General features: G+C 48.7%; 10 protein-coding genes. 9 read left to right on the forward strand and 1 reads right to left on the reverse strand.

The window, feature by feature from the left end:
* Positions 1–127 precede the first annotated feature (127 nt).
* The 6 genes from LI015_RS12520 (at position 128) to LI015_RS12545 (ending at position 7,037) form a co-directional block, all read left to right on the forward strand.
* Positions 128–1,342 carry an aspartate kinase gene (locus LI015_RS12520; RefSeq protein ID WP_002568201.1) on the forward strand — a complete coding sequence of 405 codons (1,215 nt, stop codon included), beginning with the start codon at positions 128–130 and terminating at the stop codon, positions 1,340–1,342.
* A gap of 255 nt (positions 1,343–1,597) precedes the next feature.
* On the forward strand, positions 1,598–3,049 hold the full coding sequence (locus LI015_RS12525; RefSeq protein WP_002568200.1) for an acyl-CoA carboxylase subunit beta: 1,452 nt from the start codon (positions 1,598–1,600) through the stop codon (positions 3,047–3,049).
* 17 nt (positions 3,050–3,066) lie between these two features.
* Positions 3,067–3,882, forward strand: a complete 816-nt coding sequence (locus LI015_RS12530; protein ID WP_227125236.1) for an OadG family protein — start codon at positions 3,067–3,069, stop codon at positions 3,880–3,882.
* A 50-nt stretch (positions 3,883–3,932) separates the two neighbouring features.
* Entirely contained in the window at positions 3,933–4,298 is a 366-nt protein-coding gene (locus LI015_RS12535) for a biotin/lipoyl-containing protein (RefSeq protein WP_227125238.1), read from the forward strand.
* Between the two features lie 50 nt (positions 4,299–4,348).
* Entirely contained in the window at positions 4,349–5,494 is a 1,146-nt protein-coding gene (locus LI015_RS12540) for a sodium ion-translocating decarboxylase subunit beta (protein ID WP_002568197.1), read from the forward strand.
* 130 nt (positions 5,495–5,624) lie between these two features.
* The gene (locus tag LI015_RS12545) at positions 5,625–7,037 is read left to right on the forward strand and encodes an oxaloacetate decarboxylase subunit alpha (RefSeq protein WP_002568196.1); all 1,413 of its coding nucleotides are present in this window, start codon (positions 5,625–5,627) and stop codon (positions 7,035–7,037) included.
* A 90-nt stretch (positions 7,038–7,127) separates the two neighbouring features.
* Here the strand turns inward: LI015_RS12545 and LI015_RS12550 are convergent, their stop codons facing one another.
* Complete coding sequence (locus tag LI015_RS12550) at positions 7,128–8,000, reverse strand: helix-turn-helix transcriptional regulator (RefSeq protein WP_227125240.1); 873 nt, start codon at positions 7,998–8,000, stop codon at positions 7,128–7,130.
* Between the two features lie 181 nt (positions 8,001–8,181).
* Here LI015_RS12550 and LI015_RS12555 point away from each other — a divergent pair, with 181 nt between their 5' ends.
* The 3 genes from LI015_RS12555 to LI015_RS12565 are packed head-to-tail and all read left to right on the forward strand — an operon-like array spanning position 8,182 to position 11,815.
* Positions 8,182–9,273, forward strand: a complete 1,092-nt coding sequence (locus LI015_RS12555) for a substrate-binding domain-containing protein (protein WP_118017379.1) — start codon at positions 8,182–8,184, stop codon at positions 9,271–9,273.
* Positions 9,274–9,308: 35 nt separating this feature from the next.
* A complete protein-coding gene (locus LI015_RS12560; RefSeq protein ID WP_002568193.1) occupies positions 9,309–10,802 on the forward strand; it encodes a sugar ABC transporter ATP-binding protein in 1,494 nt (497 codons plus the stop codon).
* Positions 10,799–11,815 carry an ABC transporter permease gene (locus LI015_RS12565; RefSeq protein WP_002570226.1) on the forward strand — a complete coding sequence of 339 codons (1,017 nt, stop codon included), beginning with the start codon at positions 10,799–10,801 and terminating at the stop codon, positions 11,813–11,815. The genes LI015_RS12560 and LI015_RS12565 overlap by 4 nt, the downstream gene beginning before the upstream one ends.
* Positions 11,816–11,822 lie beyond the last annotated feature (7 nt).

The raw sequence follows: 11,822 nt of genomic DNA on the forward strand, positions 1-11,822 counted from the left end.
AAGGCCGGATTCAGTTGACAAACAAAATCCAGCGTGTAAAATATTTAAATATAAGCGCTTGCTGGCGGCGGCCTTTGGGGCCGCCGCTTTTTGGCGGGATACAATGTATGGACGAAAGGAATAACATATGGGCTTAATTGTACAGAAATTCGGAGGAACCTCTGTGGCTGACGCCGCCCGGCTGCGCCATGTGGCTGAAATTATCACGGATACATACAAAGCCGGCAACCAGGTAGTGGCAGTGCTGTCTGCCCAGGGGGATACCACCGACGAGCTGATTGAGAAGGCAAATGAGATCAATCCCCTTGCCTCCAACCGGGAGATGGATATGCTCTTGTCCACCGGGGAGCAGATGTCCGTGGCCCTCTGCGCCATGGCAGTGGAGGCGCTGGGATATCCGGTTATTTCCCTGACCGGATGGCAGGCGGGAATGGTTACCAATACCGTGGCCAGGAATGCCAGAATTAAGAAGGTGGATACGGAGCGCATCGAGACAGAGCTGAATCAGAAGAAAATCGTGATTGTCACGGGATTCCAGGGAATCAACCGCTATGAGGATATCACCACCCTTGGCAGAGGCGGATCTGACACTTCCGCGGTTGCGCTGGCTGCCTCCCTTCGGGCGGATCTGTGCCAGATATACACGGATGTGGACGGGGTATATACGGCTGACCCCAGAATCGTGAAGGACGCAAGGAAACTGGATGAGGTCACCTACAATGAGATGCTGGAGCTGGCTACCCTGGGGGCCCAGGTGCTCCACAACCGTTCCGTGGAGATGGCAAAGAAATATAATGTGAAGCTGGAGGTGCTCTCAAGCTTTACAGGGCATCCGGGTACAAAGGTGAAGGAGGTTGCAAAACGCATGGAGAAATCATATATCAGCAGTGTGGCTAAGAATGTTAATATCGCAAGGATTGCCCTGATAGGGGTGCCCAATGAGATTGGCACATCCTTTAAGGTGTTTTCCCTGCTGGCCCAGAACCACATTAACGTGGACATCATATTACAGGGAATCGGCCATGAGGAGGGCAAGGACATCTGCTTTACCGTTGCCCAGTCCGACCTGGAGGCGGCTTCCGTGCTCCTGAAGGAGCATCAGGAGTCCATTGGCTTTGGCCATCTGGAGACCAACAGCCATATTGCCAAGGTTTCCGTGGTGGGAGCGGGTATGATTAATCATCCTGGCGTGGCTGCCACCTTGTTTGAGGCTCTCTACGACGCCAACATTAATATCAACATGATATCCACCAGCGAGATTAAGATATCCGTACTGGTGGATGAAAAGGATGCGGAAAAGGCCGTACAGGTCATTCATGACAAGTTTTTTTCCATGGGTTAAGTAAATAATGGGTTTGTGACAAAAAAGAGTTGCGGCGGTTCACATATTTCGTGAAAGCCACAGCTCTTTTCGTATTTACGAATCTTGAATTTCGTTAATATTTTCACCTTTTTAGTGGAAAAGAGCTTGCTATTTGACAAATTTATTATTATAATTGTATGTGGCAATATTTCTGCTTTTTTTTGCGACGGGCCTGAGAATGGGTTTTCCGTTGCTTAGATATTGTTAAACTTATGAATGATGGAGGACTGGAAAATGAGTAATTCAGCACAAACTTCAGCAAGCAGCCGCATAGCAGCCCTGCTTGATGAGAACAGTTTTGTTGAAGTCGGAGCCTATATAACGGCCAGAAGCACTGACTTTAACATGACTGAGCAGGAGACCCCCGCTGACGGTGTGGTTACCGGCTACGGTACCATCGGCGGATGCCTGGTGTATGTATACAGCCAGGATGCGTCTGTATTAGGCGGCTCCATGGGCGAAATGCATGCAAAGAAAATCTGCAACATCTATTCCATGGCTATGAAGATGGGAGCACCTGTAATCGGTTTGGTAGACTGTGCAGGTCTGCGTCTTCAGGAGGCGACCGATGCCCTGGACGGCTTCGGCAAGCTGTACTTAAGCCAGACCATGGCTTCCGGCGTGATTCCTCAGATAACAGCAATCTTTGGAACCTGCGGCGGCGGCATGGCAGTATCTGCCGGCATCACAGATTTCACCTTCATGGAAGAGAAGTCCGGCAAACTGTTTGTTAATTCACCTAACGCCATTGACGGCAATTATAAAGAGAAGTGTGATACCTCCAGCGCAGATTTCCAGAGCAGGGAATCCGGACTGGCAGACTTCACAGGAGATGAGGCTTCCATTATCGCTCAGATCCGCGCCCTGGTTTCCATCCTTCCGGCCAACAACGAGGATGATATGTCATACGGAGAGTGCCAGGATGACTTAAACCGTATCTGCGATAATATCGAGGGATGCACTGGTGACACGGCTCTGGCCCTGACACTGATATCCGATAACAGCTTCTTCATGGAGGTTAAGAAGAATTATGAACCTTCCATGGTGACCGGTTTCATCCGCCTGAACGGGACAACCATCGGATGCGTGGCTAACCGCACGGAAATCTATGAGAACGGAGAGAAGAAGGAAACATTTGAGCCTGTCCTGTCCGGCAAGGGCTGCGACAAGGCAACTGATTTCATTCATTTCTGCGACGCATTCAATATTCCTGTACTCACACTGGTGAACGTAAAGGGCTACAAGGCCAAGATGTGCAGCGAGAGAAGGATTGCAAAGGCAGCCGCACGCCTTACCTATGCTTATGCCAATGCCAGCGTTCCCAAGGTAACAGTAATTGTTAAGGAAGCATTCGGAAGCGCATACCTGACCATGGGCAGCAAGTCCATCGGCGCTGACGTGGTATATGCATGGCCTGGTGCTGTCATCGGTATGATGAATCCGTCTGAGGCAGTGAAGATTATGTATGCAAAGGAAATCGCCGCATCCGGTGATGCCGCCGCACTCATCAATGAAAAGACAGCAGAGTACACCGCACTTCAGTCCAGCGCTGTAGCAGCAGCCAAGAGAGGATATGTAGATGACATAATTAAGGCAGGGGAGACCCGTCAGAGGGTAATCGCAGCCTTTGAAATGCTGTTCACAAAGAGAGAGGACCGTCCGTCTAAGAAGCATGGCACGGTTTAAAGAGAGGTGACAGGTATATGAGACGATTAATGAAACGAGTGGCAGCAGCAGTTCTGATGGCCGCCTGCCTGTTGAGCCTGTCAGCCTGCTCAGCAAAACAGGATGAAGCCGGGACAGTTCCCCGGATTGCCACGGACGGAACTCCTGTAGATGACATGATGGCAGAGTATGCCAAGCTGACAGCGGTCCAGTCTCTGGGCGTCAGCACGGATGGGCTGATTGCACAGAAGGTCATGTCGGAAGCCCAGGGCAATGCAGTTATGGCAGCCATCTGTGAAGAGCAGATTAATGCAAGGAAGGAACTGGGGGAAGTCAGAAGCATCGACATTGAAGACGCAAGTGTGGTACAGATGGCAGATGGTACCTATACCGTTATGCTGCCTGTTGCATTCACCGAAGGTTCCATGCAGTATGTCATGAATCTGAATATGATTTCCCAGCAGATAGTTGATGCGGAATTCACTGAGCTTGCTTCAAATGAAGAAGAGGGCAAGACCATCGGGCAGCTGATGGAAACAGCTACCGTATATGCGGTAATCGGTATCGGCACCGTGTTCGCGGTCCTTATATTTATCAGCCTGCTGATTGCCTGCTTTAAGTTCATTCACAAGTGGGAGACAGGCCAGAAGGAAAAGGCAGCGCCAGCGCCAGCACCAGTTGCACCAGCACCGGTTAAGGCGGCAGCACCTGTACCTGCGGCAGGCGAAGACCTGATGGGCGACGCCGAGCTGGTGGCAGTGATTTCGGCAGCCATTGCAGCATATGAGGGAACTTCTTCTAACGGACTGGTGGTTCGTTCCATCCGCCGTGTACAGAGGTCTAAAGGCAGATAAGAGGACGGGAAACGTTCCATAACTATTTTCATTCAGGAGGAATTGAAATCATGAAGAATTATACAATCACAGTTAATGGTAAAGCATATGCAGTAACCGTAGAAGAAGGCGCTGTATCCGGTATTGCAGCAGCCCCGGCAGCACCAGCCCCGGCCCCCGCAGCAGCTCCTGCTCCTGCAGCAGCTCCGGCAGGTGCAGCAGGTTCTGTCAGCGTATCCGCACCTATGCCTGGCAAGGTAGTGGCTGTTAAGGCAGCGGTAGGACAGGCTGTGAAGAAGGGTGACGTAATCCTGGTTCTGGAAGCCATGAAGATGGAAAATGACATCGTGGCTCCTCAGGATGGAACCATTGCCAGCATTAATGCGTCCACCGGCGATTCCGTTGAATCTGGCGCGGTATTAGCTACTCTGAACTAATTATAGAGATGAGCCCATAGCAATGTGGGATTCATTATGGAGGGAACATTATGGATTTTGGCAATATAATTAACAACCTGCTGAACCAGATGGCGTTTTTCCATCTGGGAGCAGGCAACTATGTAATGATCGTAGTGGCCCTGGTGTTCTTATACCTTGCTATCAGGAAGGGATTTGAACCCCTGCTGCTGATTCCGATTGCATTCGGTATGCTGCTGGTTAATATTTATCCGGATATCATGTATTCTCCGGAACAGACGTCCAACGGAACAGGCGGACTTCTGTGGTACTTTTTCCAGCTGGATGAGTGGAGCATTTTGCCCTCCCTTATCTTCCTGGGCGTTGGAGCCATGACAGACTTTGGCCCCCTTATCGCAAACCCAATCAGCTTCCTTATGGGAGCTGCCGCACAGCTGGGTATCTACTCTGCTTATTTCTTCGCCATCCTGTTAGGGTTCTCCGGCAAGGAATCAGCAGCCATCTCCATCATCGGCGGTGCGGACGGCCCTACATCCCTGTTCCTGTGCAGTAAGCTGGGACAGACCCAGATCATGGGACCTATCGCGGTTGCGGCTTACTCCTACATGGCGCTGGTTCCAATTATCCAGCCGCCATTTATGAAGCTTCTGACAACTGAGAAAGAGCGTAAGATTAAGATGGAACAGCTTCGTCCTGTATCCAAGCTGGAGAAGATTCTGTTCCCCATCATCGTAACCATCGTTGTATGCCTGATCCTGCCGTCCACAGCACCTCTGGTAGGAATGCTGATGTTAGGCAACCTGTTCCGTGAGAGCGGCGTTGTGAAGCAGCTGGCTGATACGGCAAGCAATGCCCTGATGTATATTGTGGTTATCCTGCTGGGTACTTCCGTAGGCGCTACCACCAGCGCAGATGCATTCTTAAATGTAACCACCATCAAGATTGTTGCCCTGGGCCTGACCGCATTTATCTTCGGCACCATCGGCGGTGTGCTTTTAGGCAAGCTCCTCTGCAAGATTACAGGAGGAAAAATCAATCCGCTTATCGGTTCTGCCGGCGTGTCCGCAGTTCCTATGGCGGCCCGTGTATCCCAGAAGGTGGGAGCAGAAGCAGACCCGACCAATTTCCTGCTGATGCACGCAATGGGACCAAACGTTGCAGGCGTTATCGGCACCGCAGTTGCGGCCGGTACCTTCATGGCAATATTTGGGGTATAATGGCATAATATATTGACAATGACAGCCGTTTCGCCTGGCCTGTGAAAGCACCGGACGGGCGCGGGCGGCATGTATCGCACAAGCGCCTTAAAGACGGCGCCAAATGCTCATAACGAGGAGGATTATAACTATGGCAGAGATAGAAAAGAGGCCAGTGAAGATTGTGGAAACCGTCCTTCGTGACGCCCACCAGTCTTTGCTCGCAACCAGAATGTCCACAGAGCAGATGCTGCCCATTATTGATAAGATGGACAAGGTAGGCTACCATGCGGTTGAGTGCTGGGGCGGCGCTACCTTTGATTCCTGCCTCCGTTTCCTGAAGGAAGATCCATGGGAGAGACTGAGGAAACTGAGAGACGGATTTAAGAACACCAAGCTGCAGATGCTGTTCCGCGGACAGAACATTCTGGGATATAACCACTATGCGGACGATGTAGTGGAGTACTTTGTACAGAAGTCCATTTCCAACGGTATTGATATCATCCGTATCTTTGACTGTCTGAACGATATCCGCAACCTGGAGACAGCTGTAAAAGCTACCAACAGAGAAAAAGGACATGCTCAGATTGCGCTGTGCTATACTCTGGGCGATGCCTATACACTGGATTACTGGAAGGATATTGCAAAGAGAATTGAGGACATGGGCGCTGACTCACTGTGTATCAAGGATATGGCAGGTCTGCTGACACCATACGCGGCAGCAGAGCTGGTACAGGCTCTGAAGGAAGGAACAAGCCTTCCTATCGACCTGCATACCCATTACACATCAGGCGTTGCTTCCATGACTTATTTAAAGGCAGTAGAGGCAGGATGTGAAATCATCGACTGCGCCATGTCGCCTCTGGCTCTGGGAACCAGCCAGCCGGCCACTGAGGTTATGGTGGAGACCTTCCGCGGCACCCCATATGACACCGGCTATGACCAGACACTGCTGGCTGAGATTGCAGACCATTTCCAGCCCATACGTGAGCAGGCCCTTAAGAGCGGCCTTCTGAACCCGAAGGTTCTGGGAGTTAATATCAAGACCCTTCAGTATCAGGTGCCGGGCGGAATGCTGTCCAACCTGGTAAGCCAGTTAAAAGAGGCCGGACAGGAAGACAAGTACCGCCAGGTTCTGGAGGAGATTCCGAGAGTGCGTAAGGACTTCGGCGAGCCTCCGTTAGTTACACCGTCATCCCAGATTGTGGGTACACAGGCTGTTATGAACGTTATCATGGGCGAGCGCTATAAGATGGTTCCGAAGGAATCCAAGAAAATCATGCTTGGTGAATTCGGCCAGACAGTTAAGCCCTTTAATCCGGAAGTGCAGAAAAAGATTATCGGCGACGAGACACCCATTACCTGCCGTCCTGCCGACCTGATTGCTCCTCAGCTTCCTCAGTTTGAGAAGGAATGCGCGCAGTGGAAGCAGCAGGATGAGGATGTTCTCAGCTATGCGCTGTTCCCGGCAGTGGCCAAGGATTTCTTCGAGTACAGGGCTGCCCAGCAGACCAAGGTGGACAGCAGTGCTGCCGACAAGGACAGCAAGGCTTATCCGGTCTAATTGCAGTTATAGATGAAATAAAAGAAGGCAGTCTCCATATCAGTTGCAGATGTGGAGGCTGCCTTTTTGCGTGCCCGGCGGGAACAGGTTCTAAAGTTTCTGGACCAGATGGATCTTTTTGTACTTTACAGGGGAGATGCCGTACTCTTTTTTAAACAGATGATAAAAATAATTGATGCTCTGAAAGCCGCTTTCATATATTACGTCTACAATCTCCATATCTGTGTGTATCAGAAGATTAGCAGCATAGTTAAGCCGTTTTCCGTTGATGTAGGCAGAGGGGGTGATTCCCAGATGCTTACGGAACATTCTGCAGATGTGTTCCGGGGAACGCTGTGTCTGGTGGACAAGATAATCCATCCCCATGGTCAGGTTTTTGGGATTGGATAATCCCTCCAGTGCAGGAACAAGCCAGGCCGGCAGATTGGAGGCATCCGAGGACCTTTTTTGTTTTTCCAATTCAGGAATGATATAGGAATACATAATGTCAATAAGGATTGCTCTGAGATGGGTGTTTTTTTCCTCCATATCAGAAGATGACAGCTGGTTAAGAAAGGACAAACGATTTTGGATCATCAGCGTGTCAATGGTGCTTAACCGGACAATCGGGGAGTGGGAACCAGCAAACAGTTCTTTGCGCGGGGCCTGAGAGTTATAAAGGTAACCAAAAAGAGAATTTACCGTATAAGCCGGAAAGGCCAGATTAATATGTACAGAGTCCCCGGTCTGTATTTTGGTGTGGATATCACCGGGACGGATAAGAAGCAGATTTCCATGCCCAAGTTTGATTCGGTCATTATTTAACAAAATATCCAGTGAATTTTCAGTCACTAGTATGATTTCATAAAAATCATGGACCTGCGGGTATTCATTTGCATCAATCAGTGTACGGATTGAGTAATAGACCTCGCAATCAATGGGGAATACAGATGGAGTATTTACATTTTTAGCTGAAATTTGCATAAGAATAGTTCCTCTCCCTGCCTGAATATCCAGTTGTTTTTGTCTAAATATCAATATAAAACAATAAATATCAAAAGTAAAGAAGATTTGGGGAATAAAATAAGATATAGTAAGAACATAAATGAATGAGCTCATTTAAATGAAAACAAAAACTATATAATGATATTAGGAGGTAGGCTTTATGAAGAAGATAGCGTTAGCAGCAATGATATTAGGAATGGCCGGTGTATTGGGTGCATGCAGCATGGATGGAGACGGGGCAGCCAAGACAACAGGAGGAACAACCGTGGCCCAGGGGACAAGCCAGGAAGAGAAAGGTCAGAAAGAGAAGGCCGGAGAAGGGGAAGAGCAGACAGATACATCTGGTGCAGGAAAGTCAATTGCAGGTATAGTGTTCCAGGAAGATCAGTTTTTTAAGCTGATGTCGGCTGGATATGAGGCGGCTGCAAAGGATCTGGGGTATGAAATCCAGCTTTCCAATGTCACAAATGATCAGATGAAGGAAACTGAGCTGGTAAATACATATACAGCACAAGGAGTTGCCGGCATCGCCATCTCCCCTCTGTCCGCAACGATTTCTCCGGAGGCACTTAAGGTTTCAAGCGATAAAGGGGTCAAAATCTGTGTGGCCAATACGGCCATGGACTCATACCCTTTTTCCATAGCAGCCTATACCTCGGATAATTATGCCTTTTGTAAACAGACTGGCGAGATTGCAGTAGACTTTATTAAGGAAAAATACGGGGATGAGAAAATCGAGCTGGGAATCCTTCAGTTTAAGACACAAATTCCGGAAACCTCAGCAGAGAGGGTCAACGGCTTCCTTGCTGCCCTGGATGAGGGCGGGGTAAACTATGAGATTGTTTCCAACCAGGATGCATGGCTCCAGGATACAGCCATTGCAAAGGCAGGGGACATGCTGGCCGCCAACCCGGATATTGATATCATGTTTGCTGCCAACGACGGCGGAACCATCGGTGCTGTTATGGCAGTGGAAAATGCAGGACAGGCAGGCAAGACCTTTGTATTCGGTACTGACGCGTCTGAGCAGATTGTGGATTTGCTGAAAGCAGATAATGATATTCTTCAGGCCGTCACAGGACAGGATCCGTTTCAAATTGGATATAAGACGGTTGAGACTCTGGTCCAGTCCATTGAAGGAAAGGATGTGGCGGACCAGGGAAAGACAGTAATTGTGGAAGGTATACCGTTAAGACGCGGCGATACAAAGCAGCTGGATGATTTTATGTCAGACCTTAAATCCAAAATGTAGCTGAGTTCGTTACCGGTAAGAATAAGGAGTATGCCATGAGCATTTTGAGAACGGAAGGGATTATAAAGGATTATCCGGGAACAAGAGCATTGGATGATGTCACCGTATCCTTTGACAGCGGAAAAGTCCATGCCTTTATCGGAAAGAACGGGTCGGGAAAATCAACCCTGGTTAAAGTATTTGCAGGCGCCATTCAGCCCACAAGCGGACATTTTTATCTGGATGAAGAGGAATTGCATTTCAGTACACCGGTGGAAGCACTGAACAAGGGAATCGCCACTGTATATCAGGAGCTGAGTCTGGTTCCCCATCTCTCAGTGGCGGAAAATATTTTTTTGGGACGTCTTCCAAAGAAGGGACGTCTGGTAGACTGGAAGAGGACATATCAGATGGCAGGAGAGCTGCTGCATGCAATGGGCGTAGATATTGACCCCCATGAAAAGGTGTTCCGGCTCAGTATGTGGCAGTGCCAGGTGGTGGAAATCACCAAGGCCATGAGCTTTAAACCGAAGGTGCTTATGCTGGATGAGCCCACATCGGCTCTGGCTGCCAATGAAACCCAGAAGCTGTTTGAGGCAATACGGATGTTAAAAAAGCAGGATGTAATCATTATCTACATCTCCCACAGATTACAGGAGCTGTGGGAGATTGCAGACAGCGTTACAGTGCTGCGGGATGGAAAATACATAGGAACAGAGCCAATCAGTTCGCTGCAGCACAAGGATATCATTACTATGATGTTCGGTGATGTGGAAATCAAGGAAAGACCCGGAGACCTTAAGGTGCAGGATGGCATCATAATGGATGTAAAACATCTTACCCGCAAGGGGAAGTTCCAGGACGTATCCTTTCAGCTGAGAAAGGGAGAGGTATTAGGAATTGCAGGAATGCTGGGGTCCGGCCGTACAGAGCTGCTGCGCTGTATATTTGGTGCAGACCCATACGACAGCGGTGAAATCCTGGTGGATCAGAAAACTGCTCCCAAAAATGCCGGTCCCATCGGAATGATGCAGATGGGGCTGGGGCTGACGCCGGAAGAGAGAAAAACGCAGGGGGTGATTTTGATTCATTCCATCCGTGATAACCTCTGCTATGCCAGTATGGATAAGATGACACAGCGCCATGTGATAAATGAAAAAACCAGAAAAGAATTTTCAGAGAGACAGATTAGGGATTTACAGATTAAAATTCCGGATTTGATGGCCCCGGTAAGCTCTCTTTCCGGCGGCAACCAGCAAAAGGTAATTATTGGAAACTGGTTGAATACGGCTCCCAAGATTATGATGTATGATGAGCCCTCCAGAGGAATAGATGTAAAAGCAAAACAACAGATTTTCCAGATTATGTGGGAGCAGTCCAGAAAAGGAATATCCAGTATTTTTGTGTCATCAGAGCTGGAGGAACTGGTGGAGGTATGTCACAGGATTCTGATTATGCATATGGGAAAAATCGTTGGGGAAGTGTGTCTGGACGACCATGTGACCATAGATGCATTATACGCGTATTGTATGGGAGGAAAGGTAGAATGAAATCTGTAAAAATCGACTCATTGCATATGGAACTATTTTCCGGCAAAAAAACAAAAAATTTAATTCTGGACCACCTGATTGAAATTCTTCTGCTGGTTCTGATTATTGGTGTAAGTATTGCGGCGCCGTCCTTTCTGAAATCGGGAAATATTTTAAACATATTGCGGAATGCGGCTATGAAGGGTGTCATTGCTTACGGAATGTGTCTGGTAATCATTTCTGGTGAAATAGACCTGTCCGTTGGATCTCAGGTAGCCTTAAGCGGAGTGCTGGCAGGATTTATCTCAAAGGGACTTGCTGAGGCAGGAATCATGCCTATTGAGCTTGGCGCGTTAGTGGGAATTGCAGCAGCCACCCTGGTGGCTCTCTTGACAGGATTGTTCCACGCATGGGCCAGACAGAAATTTAATATGCCCAGTTTCATTATCACACTGGCTACCCTGAATGTGATGTATGGTTTTGCGGCTATCGTGTGCGGCGGATTTCCTATCGCCAATGCCTTCCCAACCTGGTATGCCTTTCTGGGAAGCGGAAGGATTCTGGGAATACCCTTTCCCGCCATTGTCTTTATCTTAATCTTCCTGTTTTTTTGGTTCCTGACAGAGAAAACTGACCTTGGAAGAAGAATTTACGCAGTGGGAGGTAATGCGGAGGCTGCCCGTTTAAATGGAATCAGTGTATGGAAAACCAGGATTTTTGTCATGTGTATGGTGCAGCTGATGTGTGTATTGTCAGGTATTATGAATTCCGCACAGGTCCGTTCTGCCACATTTACCTTTGGACGCGGCTGGGAGACGCAGATTATATCCTCTGTAGTAATCGGCGGTACCAGTATGTTGGGCGGTATTGGAACCATATGGGGAACTTTGATAGGCGTACTATTTACAGGTGTAATCACCAACGCCATGACATTGCTGAATGTAAACGAATTCATGCAGTATGTGATTAATGGCGCCCTGATGTTTTTTGCAGTTATGTTTAACACATACATGACGAAAAAAAGAAATAATTAATGAGAGT

Origin of the sequence: Enterocloster sp. 210928-DFI.2.20 (assembly GCF_020554465.1) — a bacterium.
Lineage (GTDB): Bacteria > Bacillota > Clostridia > Lachnospirales > Lachnospiraceae > Enterocloster > Enterocloster bolteae.